This window comes from Aeromonas sp. 602396, from assembly GCF_049173735.1.
In the GTDB taxonomy this organism is placed as follows: Bacteria; Pseudomonadota; Gammaproteobacteria; order Enterobacterales; family Aeromonadaceae; genus Aeromonas; species Aeromonas veronii_A.
Genome location: NZ_JAAKSD010000002.1, coordinates 336134 through 360382, shown reverse-complemented (window position 1 = coordinate 360382; position 24249 = coordinate 336134). Strand labels below are relative to the sequence as shown.

Genomic DNA, 24249 nt, shown 5'->3' with positions numbered 1-24249 from the left:
GATGATGAGACAAAAAAAGGCCCCGGCAGATGCGGGGCCTTTTGGCAGTTTACCTGATCCCCTTTGGGATCAATAAGCTGAGGATCACGTTTTATGCCTTATGGGCAGCCGCTTTCTTGGCCGCAACGGCAATGTTCTCATGCTTGAGGGTCATCGCCAGCAGAATGATGGAGAGCACGCAGGAGACGGTCAGCACCATGAAGCCGCCATCCCAACCGAAGTGGTCAACGGTATAACCCAGCATGGCGTTGGCCGCGACCGCGCCGCCCAGATAACCGAACAGACCGGTGAAACCTGCCGCAGTACCGGCTGCTTTCTTCGGTGCCAGCTCAAGAGCATAGAGGCCAATCAGCATGACAGGGCCGTAGATCAGGAAGCCGATAGCCACCAGCGCCATCATGTCGATGGTCGGGTTGCCGGCCGGGTTGAACCAGTAAACCAGTACAGCCAGGGTCACCAGCACCATGAACAGGATACCGGCCGGGGCACGGCGGCCCTGGAACATCTTGTCAGAGATCCAGCCACACAGCAGGGTGCCCGGAATACCGGCCCACTCGTAGAGGAAGTAAGCCCAGGAGGAGTTGTCGACGGTGAAGTGCTTGGCCTCTTTCAGGTAGGTTGGCGCCCAGTCCAGCACACCGTAACGAATGAGGTAAACGAAGGCGTTGGCGATCGCGATGTACCACAGCAGTTTGTTGTGCAGCACGTACTTGACGAAGATCTCCTTGGCGGAGAACTCCTGCTCGTGGCTCTCGTTGTAATCCTTCGGATAGTCGTTCTTGTACTCCTCGATAGGAGGCAGACCGACCGATTGCGGGGTATCACGCATCACGAAGAAGGCGATCACTGCGATGGCGGCCGCCGCTGCCGCAGGCACATAGAAGGCACTGCGCCAGTCGTTGAACCAACCCATCCCGAGGATAAACAGCGGGCCAATCATGCCGCCACCCACGTTGTGCGCCACGTTCCAGACCGCAACCACTTCGCCGCGCTCTTTCTGTGACCACCAATGCACCATGGTGCGACCGCAGGGCGGCCAGCCCATGCCCTGTGCCCAACCGTTCAGGAACAACAGCACGAACATGATGGCAATGCTGGAGGTGGCCCAGTGCATGGTACCCATCATGAACATGATGGCAGCCGAGAGCAGCAGACCGGCGGAGAGGAAGTAACGGGCGTTGGAACGGTCAGAGACGTTCCCCATCAGGAACTTGGACAAACCGTAAGCGATGGAGACCCCGGAGAGCGCGAAACCGAGATCACCACGGGAGAAGCCCTGCTCGATCAGATAGGGCATCGCCAGACTGAAGTTTTTCCGTACCAGATAGTAGCCGGCGTAACCGAAGAAGATCCCGAAAAACACCTGCCAACGCATGCGTTTGTAGAAGGGGTCGACCTTGTCAGCCGGGAGCCTGTCGATGTGCGCCGCAGGCCTGAAGAGACTAAGCATGTTCTGCTTCCTTATTGTTGTTATGGGCGGTTGAGGATGCCCTGACCATTCCGACGAATCATGTGAGTCCACCGATTCGCAAGCGAGCCAATTGTGCTCATATGCGCTCATTTAATCTGTGATGCATGCTCAAATATTGCAGTTTTATTACAAATAAAAGCTCCAAATGAGAAATTGCTCAGCAAGCGCCAGCCCTTGTGTGGCAAGGGTTGCAAGCTACCCCCTAAGTGGTAAGCGGCTGTTATCAAGATGCTTTACGTCACATTTTCTTAGCAATGAGTGGGATCTTGTCCACATTTCCTATGGAGGGGGGATGGTGAAATTAGCGGGAAGGGTTATTTTCTGTCACGACCGATAACGAGCGCAAACGAGCATATCGTTTGCGCAAGACGCAAAAACAACAAGGAAACGTTTTCGGCAGCAACGGATAGACACAAAAAGATAGAACGGAACATCAAACCTCTACGGGTGGATATAAGGAATAAAAGTATGAGCATACAAAGACCCAATACCCTGCTTGGTGAGTGCATCGCCGAGTTTATCGGAACCGGCCTGCTGATATTTTTCGGCGTCGGATGTGTGGCGGCACTGGTGCTGGCAGGCGCCAACTTCGGGCAGTGGGAAATCTCCATTACCTGGGGTCTGGGTGTGGCCATCGCCATCTATGTGACCGGCGGCATTTCAGGTGCTCACCTGAACCCGGCTGTAACCCTGGCGCTGATGACCTTCTGCGGTTTCGACAAGCGCAAGGTGGTGCCCTACATCATCGCCCAGATGGCCGGTGCCTTCTGCTTCGCCGCCCTTGTCTACTTCCTTTATGGTAACCTTTTCACCCAGTGGGAAGTGACCCATAACGTGGTGCGCGGCAGCGTCGAGAGCCTCGGCACCGCCGGGATCTTCTCCACCTACCCCAATGCCCTACTGACCAATATGCAAGCTTTTGCCGTCGAGCTGGTGATCACCGCTGTCCTGATGCTGGGCATCATGGCGCTGGGTGACAACAACAACGGCGCCCCCAAGGGTTTCGCTGCCGCCCTGCTGATCGGTATCCTGATCGCGGTGATCGGTGCCTCCCTTGGCCCGTTAACCGGTTTTGCCATGAACCCGGCCCGTGACTTTGGTCCGAAACTGTTCGCGTTCTTTGCTGGCTGGGGTGATGTTGCCCTGACCGGTGGTCGTGACAACCCCTACTTCTGGGTTCCGATCCTTGGCCCCATCGTTGGCGCCCAGATTGGTACCGCTCTGTATGTCAAAGTGCTGGCTCCCTGCGTCCCGGGCAACCGTGTCGTCACCACCGAGCAAGCGACCCAAACCGCCAAAGAAGAGGCTGCCGCATAAGAGCGGCCCCCTCCAACGTATAAAAACGTGGAAAATAGAAACGTGGAGAACATCATGTCTGCTGAAAAGAAATATGTCGTCGCTCTGGACCAGGGAACCACCTCTTCCCGCGCCATCGTGTTTGATCAGGATGCCAATATTGTCGGTACCTCCCAGCGCGAATTCACCCAGCACTACCCGAAAGCGGGCTGGGTAGAGCACGACCCGATGGAGATCTGGGCGACCCAATCCTCTGTCTTTACCGAAGTGCTGGCCAAGACTGGCCTTCGCAGCGAAGAGATCGCCGCCATCGGTATCACCAACCAGCGTGAAACCACAGTGGTATGGGAAAAGGCCACCGGCAAGCCCATCTACAACGCCATCGTCTGGCAGTGCCGCCGCACCGCCGCCATCTGCGAAGAGCTCAAAGCACGCGGTCTGGAAGAGTATGTTCGCGAGAACACCGGCCTGGTGCTGGATGCCTACTTCTCCGGTACCAAGGTGAAGTGGATCCTCGACAACGTGGAAGGTGCCCGCGAGAAGGCGATGAACGGCGAGCTGCTGTTTGGCACCATCGACACCTGGCTGGTCTGGAAGATGACCAATGGCGAAGTGCACGTCACCGACCCGACCAACGCCTCCCGTACCATGCTCTACAACATCCGCGAGCTGAAGTGGGATCAGAAGATGCTGGACGAGCTGGGCATCCCCATGTCCATGCTGCCGGAAGTGAAACCCTCTTCCGAAGTGTACGGCTACACCACCCGTGGTGGCGGCTCCCGCATCCCCATCGCCGGTATCGCCGGTGACCAGCAGTCTGCCCTGTTCGGCCAGCTCTGCTTTGAAAAAGGGATGGCCAAGAACACCTACGGCACCGGCTGCTTCATGCTGATGAACACCGGCACCGAGCCGGTTCGCTCCAGCAACGGCCTGCTGACTACCGTTGCCATCGGCCCGAAAGGGGAAGTGAACTACGCGCTGGAAGGTGCGGTGTTTATGGGCGGCGCCACCATCCAGTGGCTGCGTGACGAGCTGAAGATCATTCACGATGCCCGCGATACCGACTACTTCGCCTCCAAGGTGGGTGACACCAACGGCGTCTATCTGGTACCGGCCTTCGTCGGCCTAGGCGCGCCCTACTGGGATCCCTATGCTCGCGGCACCATGGTCGGCCTGACCCGTGGCGCCAACCGCAACCACATCATCCGTGCCGCGCTGGAATCCATCGCCTATCAGAGCCGCGATGTGCTGGATGCCATGCAGCAAGACTCCGGCATCAAGCTGGCTGCCCTCAAGGTAGACGGCGGCGCCGTGGCCAACGACTTCCTGATGCAGTTCCAGGCTGACATGATGCACACCCCGGTGGTACGTCCGACCCGCATCGAGACCACCGCCATGGGCGCTGCCTTCCTAGCGGGTCTGGCAGTCGGCTTCTGGAAGAGCTCCGACGAGCTGGAAGACAAGTTCAGCGTGGACCGCGAGTTCATCCCGCAGATGGACAGAGACGATCGCGCCAAGCGCTACAACGGCTGGAAAAAAGCGGTTGAGCGTTCACGCCGTTGGGCTGAAGAGGATTGATCGGGCTCCCGACATTCCGTTGAGATAAACACCAAGGAGGCCGACCATCACGTCGGCCTCTTTTTGTCTACCCCTTGCCGGCCCTCCCCTCCCGTTGCTCCCCCTGTTTTTATCTGGTGAATCTTGTTCTCACCAACCGTCACAACACAATTGAGTTCTCTATCTATAATCATCATCTGGGTCGCATATGCGGCCTTTCTTTATGGAGGAGAGAAATATGGAGAGGGCGATACACCGTTTTACACTGCACTCACTCTGGTCAGGGCTCGGGATCCGCACCCGGATCCTCTCCGGCGTAGCGATACTGATGGTTATCGCCATCAGTTGCATCACCCTGATCCTCGAGCAGATATCCCACACGCAGGCACAGCAGCGGGTCGAACGCTATGAGCTGCCAAGCAGTGTGGACCGCATTGCCAACCAGCTGACCGCCCAGCTGACCCAGCACCTGACCGAGGCGCAAGCGCTCGCCAGCAACAGCTTCGTCATCGACTGGCTGACCGCTGGCATGCCAGAAGCTGAGTGGCCCGAGATGGAGCGCTACTTTCAGGCTCTGCAACGACGTCTCGGCGGTAACGTCTTTATTGCCCCTCGCCAGACCAACACCTTGCTCAACTTCAGTGACGGCCCCACCGCCCAGAAAGCGCTGAGCGAGTCAGACCCGAAAGATGAGTGGTTTTACGGTTTTCTCCAGCGCAATCAACCTTACGAACTGAACCTCGACATCTCCGATTTCAACCAGCGAGCCTCCCTCTATATCAACACCGCCGTCACCCACGAGGGCAATACCCTGGCGGTGACCGGTACCTCCATCGACATGAGCACCCTGAGCAAGCTCATCAGCAGCTATCGGATCGGCAAGAGCGGTCAGGTCTATCTGGCGGACATGGAAGGCAATATCGAGATCCACCCCGCACTGGAGCAAAAAGATGCCGCTCACCATCAACAATCCTTTCTCGATACCGTCAAACGGCTTATCCCCAAGGCTGGGGAACAGGTGGCAGTTGAGGCACTGACGCTGGAGGGAGAAACCTACCTTCTTGCTGTACGCTACATCCCCACCCTCAACCGGCTGCTGATTGGCGAGATCAACAGCGCCGAGTTGGAAGAGGGATTACATGAGTCACGCCAGCTAATCATCATGGTGTCGCTCGCCATCGGCACTCTGGCGATGCTGGCCTCCGCCTGGTTGGCTCACTCCATCAGTCGCCCGATTCGTCAGGCTGCCGATGGCATGCACCACATCACCGCCGATCGGGATCTGGCGACCCGCCTCGACTTCTCCGACGAGTCGGAGCTGGGCCAGATGGCCCAGAGCTTCAACCGGCTGATCCAGAGTCTTAACCAGAGCTTCTCCCGCTTCCAACAATCGGGGAGTGCCCTCTCCGCCCAATCCTCGCAAACCCTTCATCAGGCGCAGGCACTGGCGGGAGAAGCGTGCCAGCAGGCAAGGAGCATCCAAGAACTGACCAATGTAGTCGCTGCTATCGGCAGCAATGCCGAGCAGATCGCCAGCCGTTCCGAGGGGGTCAGCGACGTGACCCGGCGCATCGCTGAACACATGCTCAGTGTCGAACAGGATGTGATCCAGAGTGCCGATCGTCTCGATACTTTGCGCAGCAGCATCGGCACCTCGTCCGCACTGCTTGAAGAGGTGGTCAAGGACAGCAACAACATCACCCAGATCATGAACCTCATCCGCGATGTCTCGAACCAGACCAACCTGCTGGCCCTCAATGCCGCTATCGAGGCTGCCCGGGCAGGGGATATGGGGCGGGGCTTTGCGGTGGTGGCCGACGAGGTGCGCCAACTGGCGGTGCGCACCCAGACCGCAACCAAGGATGTGCAGGATCTTATCTTGCGTCTGCAGGAGGGTACCCGGCAGGCCAGCAGCTCGATGGCAGGCTCCCACACCCTGAGCGAAGAGGGCTATAGCCGGATGCATCAAGCCAGAGAGGTGCTGGTCGATGCCACCAGCCAAATTAACCAGACAGCAAGGGAACTCAACGAAATCAGCGCGCTGGCACAAGTTCAGGATCAACAGATGGGGCAAGCCAGAGCTGCGCTTGACGAGCTCGCCATGGTGGCCGAGCATCAGCGTGAACACGCAGAGGAGAGCAATGCCGCCAGCCGCGAACTGTTCGAACTGGCCAAAGCCATCGACGAGCAGATCCGCCAATACCGGATTGGCTAGGCCCGGCGCTTCCCCCTCTCCCTCTCAATAACCAAGACGCCACCTCAGGGTGGCGTTTTCATTTTGCAAATCATTTTGCCTGCGCTCTCGAAACGGGAATGACGACAAGACTTGCAAGTCATTGATAATTAACATGAAAAAATGTGGAACGGCCATTGCTTAGTGATATCAGACTCAACAGAGGGATATCGCCATGAAACCCACCACCAATCAAGCGCCCGTAGCCCACGTCGCCACTCAAAAAGAGACCCTGACCCCCCGCGAAGGCACCTTCCTGATGATGGTGGCCCAACTGGTGGTGCTCACCTGCATCGTACTGGCCGCCACCGTCGGCGGCCTCTCCTGGCAGTGGACCCTGCTGCTGGCCATTCCGCCGGTGATCGGCGGCGCCTTGCTCAGCTGGGTATGGGGCAACCCCCCCCGCTAACTGCGCTTCACCTCACACACCTTCCCGAACCGGCGGCCGACCCTCAAGTCGGCCGTCTGTTTATCTGCCGCCAGGCTAATGCTGATGGGCCGCAACGAGGGTGCGGCTTGTTCTTCGCCAAGCAAACCGCAGCGACGAACCGTTCAAACAAACCGCACAAACCAACCTGAACTACAGGGTATGGCTGCCAAGCTGCTCTTTAAGAAAATCGAGCCAGACCCGCAATCGGATATCCCGCTGGGCATCAGAGTAGAAGACCGCGTTGATGGGTCGCGAGGCGCCACTGTTGCTGCGGGCCAGCACCTCCACCAGCGCGCCGCTCTCCCGATCCGGCCCAGTCATGAAATCCGACAGACAAACAATCCCCTGCCCCGCCAGCGCTAGCTGACGCAAAGTTTCGCCGCTGCTGGCACGCAGACTGGGGGTGATGGCAAAGCGATCACCCTGCTCGGCACTGAGCAGCGGCCAGTGGTTGAGGTGATCGGGATGCAAAAAGCCAAGCAACTCGTGACCGCTCAGCAGATCCGCCGGTTGGCGCGGGGTGCCGCGCTCGCTCAAATAGGCGGGAGAGGCCAGCAGCCGCAACCGCGAACGGCCCAGCGGCAGCGCACGCAGGGAGGAGTCGGTCAGCTCGCCGATGCGGATAGCCATGTCCACCCGCCGCTCCATCAGATTGATAAAGCCCTCCGAGCTGTGCAGCTGCAACTCGATGGCAGGATAACGACGACGAAACTCGCCGATGATCGGCACCAGCCGGTGCAGGATAAAGGGAGTGGCCGCATCGACCCGCAAGATCCCCTCCGGCTGCTCCCGGCGCATCAGCAGATGCCCCTCCGCCTCGCTCATCTCGGTCAGGATCTTCACCGCCCGCTGATAGAACCAGCTCCCCTCCTCGGTCAGGCTGACCCGGCGGGTGGTGCGATTGAGCAGCACGGTTGAGAGCTTCTCCTCCAGCCGCTTGATGCCACGGCTCACCACCGAGTTGTCCATGCCGAGGTTCTCCGCCGCCTGGCGAAAACTGCCCGCCTCCACCACCGCCACAAACAGGGTCAGTTCATCAGAATGGGTCTTCATTGCTGTTATCCGGACAAGAGTAATGGGCCTTTATAGGCGCAGCCGCTGTGGATTGGCAAGCGTGCGGTGAGGCCAGTTCTTTTTTTCTACAGAGAAAGAACGTGACCGCGAGCCCACATCATGCCCGCGATTTGTCAGTACAATGCAGCCAGAAAAGCACCGTATGGCACCACTTATTTCACAAGGATGAATACCATGACATTTGAAGAACGGCTGGCCGCCGCCCATCAGGAGCTGGCTAACAAAGGGGTATGGCATGCCAACTACAATCCACCGCTGTGCAGACTGCTGCGCAGGTTCGGTTATCCCGTCAAACCGCCTCACTATGAGGGTTGGCTAACCAACGTTCTGCTATTCGGGGTAGGCATTGGTCTGGTATGGGGCATGGCGATGTGGTTTTTCAGTTGGCACCCCATGGGGATAGATCCGCTGTTTGCCCTGCGCCAAACAGCCCTGTTTGCGGGATTCTGCGGCCTGACCATGGCATCTTGGCTCTGGCTACGGCGCAAGCAGCTTAAACTGACCCCGTGGGAACAACTTGCTGAACCCAGCGATGCTGATGATGAGGGAGACGAACTGCATGAAAGCCCATGAAAAATTGAACTATGTGGAGTTTGCGGCCAGGGATCTCGCCGCGACCAAAGCATTCTTTCAGGCCGTATTTGGCTGGCAGTTTGTCGGTTACGGCCCCGACTACAGCGCCGATATTGAAACGACCCAAGCCAAGGTAAGCCAACACGGTGGCACCATCAATCGCCCACTATTCGACTTCCCCGGTGGACGCCGTTTCCACTTCGTTGAACCCAGCGGCAATGAGTTTGCGGTCTGGTCGGTGCAAGCTAAATAACTGATCCTAATAGTGCTCCATCTTGCCGGAAGCCTTGTGGCGTAAGGCATTTGTGCAATCTGGCGAGAAAGCCTGAAGTGACAAGGCTTAGCGCACGATGCGTGCTCAATGTCACTTGTAGAAGCTGTACGAGTGCAGTGATCTATTATTCGGAACAGCTATTTAGCGCCTGATAATACTGGACGAAGTGAAACAATCTACATCCATATTATTCATAATATCGTTCTCTACTACATATCCGAAAGGTTTATAAAAGAAAACACCGAACCGTTTTTTTGAAAAAAACAGGTGAAGTGTTCATTTCATATTACGTGTTCTTGACTTAATCATGGCATTTAAGACACAGTTCCCAACAAATATTATTACATTCTATTGCAGATGCAGATGGCTGTCAGATTGCATCAAAATTTCAAGGTGTTATTTTGAAGGTAATTACAGTAGAATATCATGCCATCTATATGGCAATTTTATAAAAGGTGTTCTATGAGCCCAGAAGAAATTAATCTTGTAACTGAATCAATCAAGGCTATTGGAAGTAAAGGATCGAACGAATGGATTCCAGTTATTGCAGCCCTTGGCGGTGCAGTTTTGGGTTCGCTCAGTTCAATTATTACTTCTAGCATAATTGAACGTAAAAAAGAGAAAATGTTTTCATTACAAATTACAAGATCTCTGATTACCGAAATATCCGCATTACTTAATTTAATAGAAACAAGAGGGTTTCTTGACAGTATCAATAACGCCATTGCTCATTTAAAAGAAAATCCAGATGATACATACATATTAGCCTCCGATATCCCGCCTCATTATTCCAGAGTATATCAAGAAAACTGTAAACATTTGGGCGTGGTAGATCATGAAACATCGAAGCAAATTATTAACTTTCATCATTTAGTAGATGCAATAGTTCAAGATGTTAAGATGGATGGAACATTCAGCAAATCACCTACAATCGAAGCTTATGTAGAAGCACATAAGATCCTGACGCTTGCAATCAGAATAGGTCGAAACTTAGAAACTAAAAAAATAAATTGTTGATTCGTGTAATGAGGTCATTAGCGTATTCCTCTTATATGTCCTGGATTACCCCATTGCTGCTCTCCCCTCAATACTGTTTTGCGACCAGCGCCCTGTTTCCAGCAAGTCACGACAGGCATACTGACCCTTCGTTTTTGCCAAGGAGGTTCAGATGTCATCACCCGTGATTGTGATTGCCCAGCTTGAAGCCAAACCCGAATTCGCCGCCCAGTTTCGCGCCGCCCTTGAGCCGCTGATTGCGGCCACGCTGCAAGAGGCGGGCTGCCAGCGCTATCAGTTGCACCAAGACTTGGACAATCCCCACAGCTGGATGCTCTACGAAGTGTGGGAGAGCGAAGCGGCCCTCACCGCCCATCAGGGCCAACCCCACTTTACCGAATTTGTCGCCAAGGCCGAGCCCTGGTTTGCCAGCAGCACCATTCGCCGCTATCAGCCACTGGGCGCCTGACTGGCCCTAGAGCCTGTTTCTGTTCAGCCCATCAAGGGCCAACCACCACCCCATTGAGGAACGAGATGATCAATATGCCACCCATGGGTCTGGGCACCTTCCGCCTGAAGGGCGAGCCGCTGCTTGCCACCCTGACCAACGGTCTGGAGCTGGGCTATCGCCATATCGATACCGCCCAGATCTATGACAACGAAGCCGAAGTCGGCGCCGTGCTGACCCGCAGCACTGTTGCCCGCCACGAGATCTACCTGACCACCAAGGTGTGGACCAGCGAGTTTGGCCCGGGCAAGGTGCTCCCGAGCCTGGAGGTAAGCCTGGAAAAACTGGGCACTGACTATCTGGATCTGGCGCTGATCCACTGGCCCTCCCCCAAGGATGAGGTGCCGATGGCAGTCTATCTGGAGCAGTTGACCGAGGCCAAGGCCCGGGGCCTGACCCGGGAGATCGGGGTCTCCAACTTCACCGTGGCCCAGCTCAAACAGGCTATCGAGATTTTGGGGCCTGGGGCCATCGCCCACCAGCAGATCGAGGTTCATCCCCTGCTGCAAAACCGCAAGGTGGTCGAGTTCTGCAAAGCTAACGGTATCGCCGTCACCGCCTATATGCCGCTCGCCTATGGCAAGGTGCTGAGCGAGCCGCTGCTGATGGAGATTGGCAAACGCCACGGGGTATCGGCTGCACAGGTGTCGCTGGCCTGGCTGCTGGCGCAGGACATGACAGTGATCCCGAGCTCCACCAAGCGGGAGAATCAGGCTGCCAATCTGGCCGCTCTCGATATCGCCTTGAGCAGCGAGGAGATGGCCGCCATCGCCACGCTGGATCGGGGTGAGCGCTGCGCCAACCCGGACTTTGCACCAGATTGGGATTAAACGGGAAGGGAGACATGGGCTCTCTTGCTTCGACGGCGGATACCGGCAACTCTCACGAGCCTATTGCAACTGCGAATTATCCCCTCTCCCGACGGGAGAAGGGTGCAAATAACGCTCAACGACATTTTTCAGCAAAATCGGGAGGTATCATGCCTCCCGCTTTTTTTGCCCTTTCATCTCACTCGTTGCTCATTCCCCCACGCACAGCAGGTTCAGCCAACCCTGTCTCCTTCCATTACCCCCGCCCCCGTTTCCTCTTTATACCCTACTCGCTCAACACGCTTTGTCTCTGCTTTCCAGTCACTTCGATCTCATCTCTCTTCCCCCCTCTTTGCGGCCACTCTTGTCTCTCCCATTCCCCTCCTACTCATCGCCATTGCTGCTGATTTGGCAAAAGTAATTTGATGTCACCGTCATTTTTGCCAACAAAACCCATCGGCATACTGGCGCCATTCTCCCGTCGGGAGTCCCTAACCAAGGAGTTGTTATGCCACTGGCGTTATTTGCCCTTACCCTGAGTGCCTTTGCGATAGGCACCACCGAATTTGTGATCGTGGGGCTTATCCCCACCATTGCCGAGCAGCTCAATGTCTCGCTTCCCTCGGCGGGCCTTCTGGTCAGCCTCTATGCCCTTGGCGTAGCCATCGGCGCCCCCGTGCTCACAGCGCTGACCGGCAAGGTGCCGCGCAAGTGGCTGCTGGTAGGGCTGATGGCGCTCTTTACCGCCGGCAACCTGCTGGCCTGGCAGGCCCCCGGTTACGAGAGCCTGATTGTGGCCCGCATCCTGACCGGATTGGCGCACGGGGTCTTCTTTTCGGTAGGCAGCACCATCGCCACGGGTCTTGTGGCCAAAGAGAAGGCAGCGAGCGCCATCGCCATCATGTTCAGCGGCCTTACCGTGGCGCTGGTGACAGGCGTACCGCTCGGCACCTGGATTGGTCAGGTCTTTGGCTGGCGTGAAACCTTTCTGGTGGTAAGCCTGCTGGGCCTCATCGCCATGGTGGGTAGCCTGCTGCTGATCCCGGGCAACCTGCCCAAGGGAGCAGCCTCGACCATCCGCGAGCAACTCTCGGTACTGACCAAGAAGCCGCTGCTGCTGGTCTACGCCAAGACCGCCCTCGGTTATGGCGGCGCCTTCACCGCTTTCACCTTCCTCGCCCCCATCCTGCAGCAGGTGAGCGGCTTTAGCGCCGGTGCGGTGAGCCTGATCCTGCTGGTGTACGGGGTATCGGTCGCCATCGGCAATATCTGGGGTGGCAAGCTGGCCGACAAGATGGGTCCCCTGCCGGCGCTCAAGCTGCTGTTTGCCGGTCTGGCGCTGGTGCTGCTGGCCCTCACCTTCACCGCCCCCCATCCGGTGCTGGCCGTGCTGACCGTGCTGGTGTGGGGCGCCTTTGCCTTCGGCAACGTGCCGGGTCTGCAGGTGCTGGTGGTCAAACAGGCCGAGCTGCACACCCCCAAGGCGGTGGATGTGGCCTCCGGCCTCAATATCGCCGCCTTCAACGTTGGCATCGCGCTGGGCTCCGTCGTCGGTGGCCTGGTGGTGGAGCACCTCGGCCTGATGCACACCCCCTGGATCGGCGCCCTTATCGTGCTGCTGGCCTACGGGCTGACCCATGTCAGCGAGCGCCGCGAAGCCCTCCGGCTCGCCGCCTGTCAGGCATAAGCTGCGCCAGCAGGCGTCACGCAAGAGCGTGGCGCCTGCTGCAATCGGCGCGGCAGGCTTCTATGCTGTGACACAGCGTTAAGCTGGCAACTATTTCAGCAACTGTTTCAGTAACCAAGCCTGTCACCCTCGCATCATTTGCCACGGAGTCTGTTATGAAGGTGCTTATTGTCTATGCCCATCCTGAACCGAAAAGTTTCAGCGGAGCCCTCTTCTGCCACGCCATCAGGGCGCTGGAGCAGGCGGGTCACACAGTGATGACCAGCGATCTCTATGCCATGGGCTTTGATCCCGTCTCGGATCGGCGCAACTTCACTGCCGCCAGCGATCCCGATTTTCTCAAGCTGCAACTCGAAGAGCTGGCTGCCACCGAGCAGGGCAGCTTCGCCCCGCAGCTGGAGCAGGAGATGCAAAAGCTGGAGGCGGCCGATCTGCTGATCTTCCAGTTCCCGCTCTGGTGGTTTGGCCTGCCCGCCATTCTCAAGGGGTGGGTGGATCGGGTCTTTGCCATGGGGCGGGTCTATGGTCAAGGCCATATCTACGAGAGCGGCAAGTTTCGCGGCAAGCGGGCCCTGCTGAGCCTCACCACCGGTGGTCCCGCCGAGACTTATCTGCCCGACGGCTTCAACGGCGATATTGACGGGGTGCTGCGCCCCATCCAGCGCGGGATCCTGCAATTTGTCGGCTTTGACGTGCTGCGCCCCCATATCTGCTATGCCCCGGTGCGGGTCTCGCAAGAAGAGCGGGAAGCCTGGCTCGCCCAGTGGGCCGAGCGCCTTGGCCAGATTGAGCAGGAGTCCCCCATCGCGGTTGGCCGCTACCAGTAACGGCTGACGCAGCTGACACTCTCCCCCCCAAAGCACAAAAACAGCGAGCGGCCCCCGGCCGCTCGCTGTTTTTCACGCTCTGTCGTTATGGTTTTTGTTATCCGTGGGCAAGCCTTATGCCGCCTGTTGCACGCCTGCTTTGCCGGTCACGGCACGCTTGAGCCAGTAGTCGAGGCTGACGTAGCGGCCCCCGCCGTAAACCAGCAGCACCAGCAGCATCACGAAGTAGGTGGCGGCAAACTCCATCCCGTTGTTGAGCATCACGGGATCCCCGAGCTCGGTGATGTAGTTGTAGCGACCGGGGAAGTTGGCGGCCAGCCACTCGATAAAGCCGCTGAGGCGCACAGTGGCCTCCATGCTGCCGGTGGCGATGGCATCCCAGCCGTGCTTCCAGTGCACCATGGCGCTCGCCACGCTCATCAGGAAGATGGTGGGAATGGCCATGATGCGGGTAAAGAGGCCAAGGGCAATGCAGATGCAGCCCAGCACCTCGGTGCCCGCCGCCAGAAAGGCGAGCAGGGTCGGGAACGGCAGGTTGAGCCCCCCTTCCGAGACTGGCGCACCAAACCAGGCGACCGTGCCGGCAAAGCCCATCACCTTGGAGTGGGCCCCCACATAGATGACCGGAATGAGATAGAGGCGAATGGCCAGCAGGGCCAGAAAATCGAGCCGCTTGCACTGGGCCACCGCCCGCTCGTACCACTGGATCAGGGTGTTGTTCATGGGAATTCTCCTTGGTGTTTGCTAAATGGGGGCAAGGGGGTGCCGGACTGGCGCTCGCCAACGGACAAGGTCAACAGACCCAGCCGGTGAAAATGGCGTGCCCACCCTGTCAGATCAAAATCACGGCGAACCTGTTGCACCTGTTGCTTGAACGCGGCTTGAGTGATCCCCGGCTGCTGTTGCAGCAACTGGATCAGCGCCACATCCCATTCGCGCAGCCGCTGGGTCACCACCTGATGCTCCGGGCTGCGAAACAGGCCATAGAAGTGGTTGCCCTGCCGGGTCGGCACCACGCCGCTGCGACGAATGGCAAAGGGGAGTTCAAGCAGTTGCAGGGTAGGGTTGAGCACAAGCGAACTCTCCGGCGTCACCTCAACCCCCGATATAACTTGCGGCACTACCCCTTCATCAATCTCGACACAGAGGCAGGCCCACTCGTACTCCAGCAGCGCCAACCGCTGCCTGGGCCAGTTGAGAGAGCCCTCGCCGTGGCGATGCTGCACATAGCGGACAAACTCGGTGGCGATATGGTGAAACTCGGGGGCCTCGGCGCCGTGCGCGATGACAAAGCCCTCCACTAGTTGCCACCTGTCCACCGGTGCCCAGTGAGCGTGGGTGAGCGGAAAAGCGCTCTCCAGCACCGACTCCACATTGGCGCGCACGCTGCGGGCATAGTGGCTGGCGATGCCATCCTGCGGCAGCCGCACCCGGCTCGCCAGCCAGGCGGTCTGCTGCTGCATCCGCTGCGGCGCCGTTTTAGGCGCAGTGATCAGGGATAACCGTCTATCCATAACGCACCTCCCGCACCTGACGGTCTATCGCCTCGCAACAGGCGCCGTGCACCCGCGCCAGCTCGGCCTCCAGCTCTGCCAGCGGTGGCAGATGGTGATCCCGCTCCAGCAGCAGGGGGCGCAGGCCGTGGGTCTGCACCGTATAACGGGCCAGCGCTACCACCGCCTCACAGACCGGACGACCATGGGTATCCAGCAAGGTGCCATCCGCCTCTTCCAGATGACCGGCGATATGGAAATAGCGGATCGCATTGCTCGGCAGCCCGGCAATCATCCGCTTGGGGCAGTAACCGTGGTTGCGGCTGTTCACAAAGACGTTGTTGATATCGAGCAGCAGCTCGCAGCCGCTGCGCGCCACCAGCTCGGCGAGAAAATCCTCCTCCGGCATCTCGTGGTCATAGCCGTGGTAGTAGGAGATATTTTCCAGCACCAGCGGGCGGGCCAGCGCATCCTGCACCTGCGCGATCCGCTCTGCCAGATAGGGGATGTTCTCCCACTGGCGCGGCACAGGTAAAAGCTCGTAGAGATAACCCTGCTGGTCGCGGGAAAAGCTCAGGTGCTCGCTGTAGATCCCGATGCCGAACTCGTCCAGAAAGGTACGGATCTGGCTGAGCAGGGTGCGATTGAGGGGCTGGCAATCGCCGAGGGAGAGGCTGAGGCCGTGGGCCACCAGCGGGTAACGCTCGGCCAGCTGATGCAGCTGCGCCCGCCTGGCGCCGCCGATGGCCATCCAGTTCTCCGGCGCCAGCTCGAGAAAGTCGATGCCGGGGCGCACGGGGCCGGAGCAGAGCGCATCCAGATGCTCCTGGCGCAGCCCGATCCCCCGACTACGGGAGCTTATTGGCCGCATACCCCCTCCGTCATCTTGCTGCCGCTGTTGGAACCGGATCTGTCGTCATCAATCCCCTCGCCCGCCACGCCACACTTGCCGTCGCGGGCGCGCACCAGCCGGCCTTGCGGATCGCTGTCGAGGGCTTGTTTTTCAAAGCGCTTCTCGGTGCCGCACTTGCCCGCCGCGCACTTGCCGCCATGCTGTTCGCTGGGGGCGGCCTTGACCGGCGCATCGCTCGGGGTGGCCGCCAGCGCCAGTCCCGGGGTCAGGGCAATCAGGCTGGTCATGGCGATGGAGAGGGTCAGTTTGCCAGTGGTTTTGTTGCTGCTTGAGTTACTCATGGGCGGACTCCTTGACGGATGAAACGGGGTAACTGGAGAGATCGCGGGCGGCCACGATCTGACCGTGGAACTGCTGTTTGACGATGGCCATCGCCTCTTTCTTGTGATTGAGGCCGACCCCCATCCAGTGGTTGAGCACCAGCAGCTTGGGGTTCACCTCGGCGGCAATTTTGGCCACCACCGATGGCTTGGCATGAAGCGAAGCCGAAACCGGGTCGGCCCCCTCGTGGATGGCGAGCGGCATCACCAGAATGTCGGCCCCCTTGGCAAACGGCACAAAGGCCGGGTTGCTGCCGTTCTGATCCGCCGAGATAACGATGGTCCCCTCGGCGCTCTCGATGCGATAGGCCAGACAGGGCACGTCACCGTGGGGGATGCCGAGCGCGGTGATGGTCAAGCCATCCTGCTGATAGACGGTGTGGGGCTGCGGGCTCTGGTAGGGCACATCGTGCAAGGTGATGGGGAAGAGGCCATCGGTGCCATCCTTGAAGCCGCTCAGGTAGGCATAAGCGCCCTTGTCTTTGTTGAAGAGGGCATCAAAGTAGCCGCTCATGCTGGGGAAGGCCGACCCCGCCTCTGGCCCCGCCAGATCCAGCGGATCGCTGCGCTCGAAGAAGTAGGCCCCCTTGAGCAGGGCGGGCAGGTCGGTCACATGGTCGGTGTGAAAGTGGGTGATGCCGATAAAATCGACCTCTTCGAGCTTGGCCCCCGCCTGGCCGAAGCGCAGGTAGACGCCGCCACCGGCATCGATCAGGATGCGGGATTTCCCCTTCCACCAGATCACCTCGCTGGAGGAGGCGCGAAGGTCGTCGGAGATGGGGCCACCACTGCCGAGCACCTGCAGGGTGAAGGTTTTATCCAGTGGCGTCAGTTGTACCGGTTCGGCACAGGCCGGGGCGACGGTGAGCGCGCACCCGATGGCCAGCGCCACCGCTTTCAATCTCTGTTTCATCACAATTACCTGTCGGTTGGTTGTCGGTTGAAAGTGTGTCGTTTGTGTCGTTTAAAGAGGGGGAGAGAGGGGCCGATGGCGACGTGTGAACGCCCACCACCGGCCGTGGCGGGGCGCGAGCCCCCGCCGTCAGTTACCGTCCCGTTCGTCCGCCTGCCAGCGCGCTTCCAGCCAGAGCAGGTTGCACAGGCCCAGCAGCAGGGCGAATCCGAGGCCCAAAATCCAGGTGAAGTACCACATAGCAGATCCCTTGAGGTCAGTAGAGTTGATGGCTGTCGCGCTTGATGCGGGCACGGTCGAGCTTGCCGCGCACCACCCGATAGACCCAGCCGGTGTAGCCCAGGTTGATCGGCATCAGCACCAGCACGAGGCCGAACATGATGGCCAGGGTCCTGTAGCTGGAGGTGCTGTCCCACAGGGTCAGGCTGCTGACCGCATCGAGGGATGAGGGCAGCACGAAGGGGAACAGGGCGATGGCCACCGAGCAGAGCATGGCGGCGCAGGCAATGGCGCTGGCCAGCAGCGCAATCCGGCCCCGCTCCAGCCAGGAGGCAATCCCGCTCACCAGCGGCGCCAGCGCCCCGATGATCGGCACCAGCCACAGCAGCGGATAGTCAAAGTAGTTGCGCAGCCAGCCTCCGGCGTGGGGGATCACCCCCTTCATCAGCGGGCTGATGGCAGCATTCGGGTCAAAGGGTTGTGTGCCGACACCGGTCAGCTGAAACCCTTGCAGATCCACCAGATGCCAGCCGGCCAGCAGGTAGCAGAGGCTCACCAGCGGGGCCAGCAGGATGGCGATCCCCCGTGCGCGCAGCGCAGGGGTGCCGGTCACCTTGGCTTGCAGAAAACCGGCGCCGTGCAGCAGCAACAGGCTGATGGCGGTGGCCAGCACCGAGAGCAGCCAGCCCCAGTGGAAGTCGAACGCGCCATAGTGCAGACGCAGCGCCGTGTCGAAGCGAAACGGCAGCCCCTCCATCACCAGACCGATAGCCGCACCGAGGATGAGCGCCGGTATCAGGCCACCGGCCACCAGCGCCCGATCCCACCAGCGGCGCCACACCGGATCGGCCAGCTTGCTGCGATAGTCAAAGCCGACCGGACGCAAAAATAGCCCGAGCAGCAGCACCACCATGGGGATGTAAAGCCCCGAGAAGGCGGCGGCATAAACCAGCGGCCAGGCGGCGAACAGGGCACCGGCACCGGCAATCAGCCACACCTGATTACCCTCCCACACCGGCCCCACGCTGTTGATCACCAGACGGCGGTCATCGTCATCTTTCGACACCACCGGCAGCAGCATGGCGATGCCGAGATCGAAGCCATCCATCACGATAAAACCGACCATCATGAAGAGCACCAGCGCCCACCAGATGAGTTTCAGGGTTGCGTAATCCATCAGGCGATCCTCGCAAGTTCGGGTTGTTCACCGCTGTAGCGGCCGGTATGGAGAATGGCGGGCCCCTTGCGGATCACATGGCGCAACAGGAACAGCTCCACCACCAGCAACAGGGTGTAGATGGAACAGATGGCGATGAGGCTGAACCAGAGTTGGCCCGGCTGAAGCAAAGAGACCGAGGCCGAGACCGGCAGCACGTCGCTGATGGTCCAGGGTTGACGGCCAAGCTCGGCCACCAGCCAGCCCGCCTCGATGGCAATCCAGGGCAGCGGAATGCTCCAGAGCAGGGTCTTGAGCAGGCGCGGTGAGTCTTGCAGCCGGTTGCGGCAGAGCTGGACAAAGCTCACTACCATCAGCCCCAGCATGGTGACGCCAAGCCCCACCATCACCCGAAAGCCCCAGAACAGCGGTGCCACCGGCGGGATGGAGTCATCGACCGCCTTGGCAATCTCTGCCTCACCGGCCTTGGCGATATTGCTGGCATAGGGGGTCAGGAGCATGCCGTAGCCGAGATCCTTGCCGTGCTGCTCGAAGCGAGCGCGGTTGGCCGGGCTGTCATCGCCCCGACGGATCTGGTCGAGGGCCTCTGCCGCCACCATGCCGCTGCGAATGCGCGCCTCGTTCTGCACCTTGATATCCTTGAGGCCGGTCACCGCCTCGTCGATGGAGCGGGTGGCGATGATCCCCATCAGATACGGGATCTTGATGGCGGCATGGGTGGTCTGCGCCTGCTGATCCGGGAAGCCGAACAGGGTAAAGGAAGCTGGTGCCGGCTCGGTCTCCCACTCCGCCTCGATGGCGGCGAGCTTCACCTTCTGCACCTCGCCGGTGCGATAGCCCGACTCATCCCCGAGCACTATGACCGAGAGGATGGCCGCCAGTCCGAAGCCGGAGGCGATGGCAAAAGAGCGCAGGGCAAACTGCACCTCGGTCTTGCGCAGCAGATACCAGCTGCTCACCCCCATCACAAACATGGAGGCCGCCACATAGCCCGCCGCGACGGTGTGAACGAACTTCACCTGCGCCACCGGGTTGAACAGCACGGCGGCGATATCCACCAGCTCCATGCGCTGGGTCAGCAGGTTGAACTCGGCCCCCACCGGGTTTTGCATCCAGCCGTTGCCGATCAGGATCCAGAGCGCCGAGAGATTGGAGCCGAGCGCCACCAGCATGGTCACCAGCAGGTGCTTGCCGCGGGAGAGCTTGTCCCAACCGAAGAAGAAGAGCCCCACCAGGGTCGATTCGAGAAAGAAGGCCATCAGCCCCTCGATGGCCAGCGGGGTACCGAAGATGTCCCCCACATAGTGGGAGTAGTAAGCCCAGTTGGTGCCGAACTGAAACTCCATGGTGATCCCCGTGGTGACCCCCATGACGAAGTTGATGCCAAACAGTTTGCCCCAGAAGCGGGTGATGTCCTGATAGATCACCTTGCCGGTCATCACATAAGCCGACTCGGCGATCACCAGGATCCAGGACAGCCCCAGCGTGAGGGGCACAAACAGGAAGTGGAACAGGGCCGTGGCGCCAAATTGCAGGCGAGACAGGCTGACCACGTCATCCGGATTGATCATGCGTCACTCTCTTTTGTTGTATTTGCCTTGCACGTTTCGTGCGTGACAAGTACATCACGGAGCATGACACCTATAACAGATGCAGTTATATTGAATTACACCTATAACAGTTGATCCAGATCATGTCCCTTTACCAGCAGTTGGCCGACCGCCTGCAAAGCCAGATTGACGATGGCATCTGGCAACCGGGGGAGCGCATCCCCTCCATTCGCCAGAGCTGCAAGACCCACGGGCTCAGCCCCATGACGGTGTTGCAGGCCTATCAACTGCTCGAAAGTCAGGGGCGGATCCTCGCCCGCCCCCAGTCCGGCTACTACGTCAAAGCCGCCTCACCACAGGTCGTGCAGCACACCCCGAGCCAGACCCACTACAGCGGCTCGGTGGATATCAACGATCTGGTGTTCGAGGTGTTGCAGGCGAGCAAATCGCGGGATCTGGTGCCCCTTGGCATGTCGGTAGCAGACCCTACCCTGTTCCCCCATCCCCAGCTCGGGCGTGCGCTGGCCAGCTGCATGCGCAAGCTAGATCCCTTCAGCACGGTGGCCGACCTGCCCCCCGGCAACGAAGCGCTGCGCCGCGCCATCGCCCAGCGCTACGCCAGTGACGGGGTGGCGGTCAATCCGCAGGAGATCATCATCACCACAGGCGCCATGGAGGCGCTCTCCCTCAGCCTGCAGGTGCTGACCGAGCCCGGTGACTGGGTGGTGGTGGAGTCCCCCACCTTCTATGGCGCCCTGCAGGCCATCGAGCGGCTGAAACTCAAGGCGGTGGAGATCCCGGTCATTCCGGGGGTAGGCATCGACCTCGACCTGCTGGCCGACGCCCTCACCCGCATTCCGGTCAAGGCGTGCTGGCTGATGGGCAATGTGCAGCACCCGCTGGGCCACACCATGCCGGATAGTCACAAAGCGCGGCTGATGGAACTGCTCAACAGCCATGGGGTGCCGCTGGTGGAGGATGACGTCTATGCGGAGGTCTACTTTGGCCGCGAGCGCCCCAAGCCGATCCGCCACTGGGATCAGCGTGGCGACAGCCTGCTCTGCAGCTCCTTTTCCAAATGCCTGGCGCCGGGTTTTCGGGTCGGCTGGGTGGTGGCGGGACCCCATGCCGAGCGGGTGCAGCGGCTGCAACTGATGTCCACCCTCTCCACCAATGTGCCGAGCCAGCTGGCGCTGGCCGAGATGCTGCGCCAGGGCGGGGTCGATGCCCACTTTCGCCGTCTGCGCCACACCCTGGCCCAGCGCCAGCAGCAGATGCGAGCGACCCTGCAGCGCTTGCTTCCGGACGAGGTGCGGATCTCCTCCCCCGATGGCGGCTACTTTCTCTGGTTGGAGTTTCCGCCCCGCCTCGACAGCCGCGCCCTGCACGCCAAGGCTCTGGGCAGCGGTTTTTCAGTGGCCCCCGGCGCGCTCTTTTCCAGTCAGGGGCAACACAACCACTGCCTGCGCCTCAACAGCTCCCATCCCTGGAGCGAACAGCTGGAGCAGGCCCTCACCCGACTGGCCGCGCTGATTGCCGCACAACTCGGTGAAAAGTAACGTGGCAAAGAGCCGCTGACGAAACGAACAAAGGCCCGTAACGGGCCTTTGTGGTTGAGGAGTGACGCGCCTTGGCTCGCCATCAAAAACTGATCATCTGGCCATGATCTGCGACTGCACCTTGAAGCCCAGCGCCTCGTAGAGGGCTTGGGCGCGCTCGTTGAAGGCCATCACCTCCAGCCGGATTTGCTGAGCATCACGGGCCTTGGCCCACTCATCGCAATGGGCGATCAGCGCCTTGCCAATCCCATGGGAGCGGTGCTGCTCATCCACCACCACGGAGCCGATGCGGCAGATCGGCGCACGGGTGAGAAACGGCACAGAGTCATTGATGTCGATCCGCGCCGTCAAAAAGCCCACCACCCTGCCATCCTGCTCGGCAACGCAGAACAGACGCCCTTCTGCGGCAATGGCATCGAGCAAAAATGCCCGCTCCTCTGGTGACGGCGGGCAGAACACCTCGGGATAGTGCTGATGGTGGATCTCTCCTATCTGCCGATTCAGCTCGACAATGGCGTCGATATCCAGTGCTGTTGCCTTGCGTATTTCCAACGGTTGCTCCTTGCAAAAATGGTGATGGTCCTGCGCCATCTTAGGGGCTGTGCTCAGCAATCCAAATAGGCTCATCCGCATCTTTTGACGGGCAGCAGAAACAACAACGCCCCATGAACGGGGCGTTATCGGCAATCCATGGCGGTGAGGGATATCAGGCGGGGGCGTTAAGCTGAGCCACCTGCCGCTCGATGCTTCCCTTGAGGTTGTCATCGAGCTTGAGGGCGCGCGCCAGCTCGTCGAGATAACCGCGCTCCATAAAGTGATCCACCTCGATGGCAAGCAGGGAGGCGAGATAGACCTCGGTGGCCAGCTCCATGTCGGTCACTTCCCGCGCCAGCGCGTGAGGATCGAGGGGACGGGCCAGCTCGGCGTCAATCCAGCGGGCCACATCGCTCTGACCCTGTTCGGTCAGGTACTCCTGAATTTTCTGGCGCTCGGCGCCGTCGATATGGCCATCGGCACGGGCTGCCGCCACCATGGCGCGCACCAAGAGGGCCGCGCGGGCGTCCAGCGCATTGCCTTCCAGGGTACTGACGGGATGGGTAGGCTGGGCGGGTGCCGCCTGCTGGGCCTGCCAATCCTGATAGAGCTTGTAGGCCAGCCCGCCAAGGGCTGCCGCGCCGCCCACGGCAGCGGCCTTGCCGCCATATTTGCGCACTTTTTTATTGCCCAGCAGCATACCGAGCGCGCCACCGGCCAGCGCTCCCTGCATCTGCCCCTTGCGCTTGTCGCCGCCTTCGTTGAGCCAGCCTTTGCCAGCCCCCAGTAACTGTTCCAGCATCTGTTTCATCGTGACACCTCGCTATTGTTCGCCCCATGCTGGCGCTGGCGTCATGAACCAAGAGTGAATGGGCCCCATTATTGCGCCGCCCCCCTGTGCATCCTGCCGCCATTCGCGGTATACCTGAAACAGGTCAACAAGGAGCATCAGGATGCGCATCATCACCCCTTTCGTGGTTCTGCTGTTGTGCGGCACTGCCAGTGCCGCCAGCGAGCTGGATCGCTCAGCCCAGCAGGCCAAGCTGGATGCCGCCTGCCAGCAAGCTCAGCAGCAACTGGTCGAGCAGGGCAAGCAACAGCGGATCGACGCCTGCATCAAGGAGGGCGGCAAGGCCGACACGTGTCAGCAGGAGTTCGCCAGCTTCGGCCAGCGCGAGGGCAACAAGCGGCCCGACCTCAACAACCTGCCCCCCTGCCAACAGGCTGACGCCTACCGCAAGAGCTACCGTCAATGACCCCGAACCAAGGAGAGAGCATGATCCCCCCCCGTGAACTGACCCTGCAATTTTTGGCCGAACCCTCTGACGTCAACTTCGGCGGCAAGGTGCATGGCGGCATGGTGATGAAGTGGATCGATCAGGCGGGCTATGCCTGCGCCGCCGGCTGGTGCGGCGGCTATGCGGTGACCGTCTATGTGGGGGGGATCCGCTTTTTGCGCCCCATCCAGATTGGCCAGCTGGTAGAGGTGCACGCTCAGGTGATCCACACCGGCACCACCAGCATGCATCTGGCGGTGGATGTCTACAGCCGCCACCCCACCGACACCGAGCGCCACAAAACCACCCACTGCATCATCATCTTTGTGGCGATGGACGAGCGGGGCAAACCGACCCCGGTGCCCCAGTGGCAGCCGATGAGCGAGAGCGATCTGCAGTTGCAGCAGTACGCCAAAAAGCTGATTGCCCTGCGCGAGGAGATCGACAAGGAGATGCGCCAGCACCTCTGACCTTCATGCCTCATAGCCCGATACACCGGGCGCTTTCTGCCTACGGCGGCGCCCCTGTATAATCCCCCCTCTTCCCGCAACCGGAACCC

26 protein-coding genes are annotated in these 24249 nt (G+C 59.9%); 14 read left to right on the top strand and 12 right to left on the bottom strand.

The features are described 5' to 3' along the window. Positions 1–91 precede the first annotated feature (91 nt). Entirely contained in the window at positions 92–1450 is a 1359-nt protein-coding gene (gene glpT, locus G5229_RS05255; RefSeq protein ID WP_005337540.1) for a glycerol-3-phosphate transporter, read from the bottom strand. Positions 1451–1939: 489 nt separating this feature from the next. On the opposite strand from glpT, the gene G5229_RS05250 reads away from it, so the two are divergent. The 4 genes from G5229_RS05250 (at position 1940) to G5229_RS05235 (ending at position 6966) form a co-directional block, all read left to right on the top strand. Then, entirely contained in the window at positions 1940–2788 is an 849-nt protein-coding gene (locus tag G5229_RS05250; protein WP_005350866.1) for an MIP/aquaporin family protein, read from the top strand. A gap of 54 nt (positions 2789–2842) precedes the next feature. Further along, complete coding sequence (gene glpK / locus G5229_RS05245; RefSeq protein ID WP_266135069.1) at positions 2843–4345, top strand: glycerol kinase GlpK; 1503 nt, start codon at positions 2843–2845, stop codon at positions 4343–4345. Positions 4346–4562: 217 nt separating this feature from the next. Next, the gene (locus G5229_RS05240; RefSeq protein WP_421208732.1) at positions 4563–6539 is read left to right on the top strand and encodes a methyl-accepting chemotaxis protein; all 1977 of its coding nucleotides are present in this window, start codon (positions 4563–4565) and stop codon (positions 6537–6539) included. A gap of 193 nt (positions 6540–6732) precedes the next feature. After that, positions 6733–6966, top strand: coding sequence for a hypothetical protein (locus G5229_RS05235; protein WP_323912228.1), 234 nt, complete (start codon positions 6733–6735; stop codon positions 6964–6966). A 171-nt stretch (positions 6967–7137) separates the two neighbouring features. Here the strand turns inward: G5229_RS05235 and G5229_RS05230 are convergent, their stop codons facing one another. After that, entirely contained in the window at positions 7138–8040 is a 903-nt protein-coding gene (locus tag G5229_RS05230) for a LysR substrate-binding domain-containing protein (RefSeq protein ID WP_042081961.1), read from the bottom strand. A 195-nt stretch (positions 8041–8235) separates the two neighbouring features. On the opposite strand from G5229_RS05230, the gene G5229_RS05225 reads away from it, so the two are divergent. From G5229_RS05225 to G5229_RS05195, 7 genes are all read left to right on the top strand, one after another. Continuing rightward, entirely contained in the window at positions 8236–8634 is a 399-nt protein-coding gene (locus tag G5229_RS05225; RefSeq protein ID WP_216953297.1) for a DUF6404 family protein, read from the top strand. Continuing rightward, positions 8621–8887 carry a VOC family protein gene (locus G5229_RS05220; protein ID WP_216953296.1) on the top strand — a complete coding sequence of 89 codons (267 nt, stop codon included), beginning with the start codon at positions 8621–8623 and terminating at the stop codon, positions 8885–8887. Before G5229_RS05225 ends, G5229_RS05220 begins: the two co-directional genes overlap by 14 nt. 483 nt (positions 8888–9370) lie before the next feature. Next, positions 9371–9925 (top strand): hypothetical protein, encoded by a 555-nt coding sequence (locus G5229_RS05215; protein WP_421208731.1) that lies wholly within the window; start codon positions 9371–9373, stop codon positions 9923–9925. Positions 9926–10076: 151 nt separating this feature from the next. Then, on the top strand, positions 10077–10373 hold the full coding sequence (locus G5229_RS05210; protein WP_064336428.1) for a putative quinol monooxygenase: 297 nt from the start codon (positions 10077–10079) through the stop codon (positions 10371–10373). 65 nt (positions 10374–10438) lie between these two features. Further along, positions 10439–11242, top strand: a complete 804-nt coding sequence (gene dkgB / locus G5229_RS05205) for a 2,5-didehydrogluconate reductase DkgB (protein WP_216953294.1) — start codon at positions 10439–10441, stop codon at positions 11240–11242. Between the two features lie 487 nt (positions 11243–11729). After that, positions 11730–12908 (top strand): MFS transporter, encoded by a 1179-nt coding sequence (locus G5229_RS05200; protein ID WP_167566564.1) that lies wholly within the window; start codon positions 11730–11732, stop codon positions 12906–12908. A gap of 155 nt (positions 12909–13063) precedes the next feature. Beyond that, complete coding sequence (locus G5229_RS05195) at positions 13064–13735, top strand: NAD(P)H-dependent oxidoreductase (protein ID WP_144715507.1); 672 nt, start codon at positions 13064–13066, stop codon at positions 13733–13735. Between the two features lie 114 nt (positions 13736–13849). On the opposite strand, the gene G5229_RS05190 is transcribed toward G5229_RS05195, so the two are convergent. The 8 genes from G5229_RS05190 to G5229_RS05155 form a co-directional block, all read right to left on the bottom strand. After that, positions 13850–14458 carry a DoxX family protein gene (locus tag G5229_RS05190; RefSeq protein ID WP_421208730.1) on the bottom strand — a complete coding sequence of 203 codons (609 nt, stop codon included), beginning with the start codon at positions 14456–14458 and terminating at the stop codon, positions 13850–13852. After that, positions 14455–15249 (bottom strand): putative DNA-binding domain-containing protein, encoded by a 795-nt coding sequence (locus G5229_RS05185; RefSeq protein WP_421208729.1) that lies wholly within the window; start codon positions 15247–15249, stop codon positions 14455–14457. The genes G5229_RS05190 and G5229_RS05185 overlap by 4 nt, the downstream gene beginning before the upstream one ends. Further along, entirely contained in the window at positions 15242–16099 is an 858-nt protein-coding gene (locus G5229_RS05180; protein WP_421208728.1) for a DUF692 domain-containing protein, read from the bottom strand. Before G5229_RS05180 ends, G5229_RS05185 begins: the two co-directional genes overlap by 8 nt. Continuing rightward, positions 16087–16422, bottom strand: a complete 336-nt coding sequence (locus G5229_RS05175) for a hypothetical protein (RefSeq protein WP_201955840.1) — start codon at positions 16420–16422, stop codon at positions 16087–16089. Before G5229_RS05175 ends, G5229_RS05180 begins: the two co-directional genes overlap by 13 nt. Further along, positions 16415–17374, bottom strand: a complete 960-nt coding sequence (locus tag G5229_RS05170; RefSeq protein ID WP_042081514.1) for an MBL fold metallo-hydrolase — start codon at positions 17372–17374, stop codon at positions 16415–16417. The genes G5229_RS05175 and G5229_RS05170 overlap by 8 nt, the downstream gene beginning before the upstream one ends. Positions 17375–17503: 129 nt before the next feature. Then, positions 17504–17614, bottom strand: a complete 111-nt coding sequence (cydX, locus tag G5229_RS05165; RefSeq protein ID WP_005337572.1) for a cytochrome bd-I oxidase subunit CydX — start codon at positions 17612–17614, stop codon at positions 17504–17506. Between the two features lie 16 nt (positions 17615–17630). Further along, a complete protein-coding gene (gene cydB, locus G5229_RS05160) occupies positions 17631–18770 on the bottom strand; it encodes a cytochrome d ubiquinol oxidase subunit II (RefSeq protein ID WP_421208727.1) in 1140 nt (379 codons plus the stop codon). Beyond that, the gene (locus G5229_RS05155) at positions 18770–20341 is read right to left on the bottom strand and encodes a cytochrome ubiquinol oxidase subunit I (protein ID WP_216978458.1); all 1572 of its coding nucleotides are present in this window, start codon (positions 20339–20341) and stop codon (positions 18770–18772) included. Before G5229_RS05155 ends, cydB begins: the two co-directional genes overlap by 1 nt. Before the next feature lie 122 nt (positions 20342–20463). Between G5229_RS05155 and G5229_RS05150 the strand changes: the two genes are divergently transcribed. After that, entirely contained in the window at positions 20464–21879 is a 1416-nt protein-coding gene (locus tag G5229_RS05150) for a PLP-dependent aminotransferase family protein (RefSeq protein WP_337072757.1), read from the top strand. Positions 21880–21972: 93 nt separating this feature from the next. Here G5229_RS05150 and G5229_RS05145 read toward each other — a convergent pair whose 3' ends face one another. Together G5229_RS05145 and G5229_RS05140 are read right to left on the bottom strand one after the other, a co-directional pair. Next, positions 21973–22431: a GNAT family N-acetyltransferase gene (locus tag G5229_RS05145; protein ID WP_421208726.1), complete on the bottom strand. Its 459-nt coding sequence runs from the start codon at positions 22429–22431 to the stop codon at positions 21973–21975. Positions 22432–22585: 154 nt separating this feature from the next. After that, positions 22586–23224, bottom strand: coding sequence for a tellurite resistance TerB family protein (locus tag G5229_RS05140; RefSeq protein WP_216953286.1), 639 nt, complete (start codon positions 23222–23224; stop codon positions 22586–22588). A 142-nt stretch (positions 23225–23366) separates the two neighbouring features. On the opposite strand from G5229_RS05140, the gene G5229_RS05135 reads away from it, so the two are divergent. Together G5229_RS05135 and G5229_RS05130 are read left to right on the top strand one after the other, a co-directional pair. Then, positions 23367–23669, top strand: a complete 303-nt coding sequence (locus tag G5229_RS05135; protein ID WP_216953285.1) for a hypothetical protein — start codon at positions 23367–23369, stop codon at positions 23667–23669. Between the two features lie 20 nt (positions 23670–23689). After that, positions 23690–24160, top strand: coding sequence for an acyl-CoA thioesterase (locus tag G5229_RS05130; RefSeq protein ID WP_421208725.1), 471 nt, complete (start codon positions 23690–23692; stop codon positions 24158–24160). Positions 24161–24249: the final 89 nt, after the last annotated feature.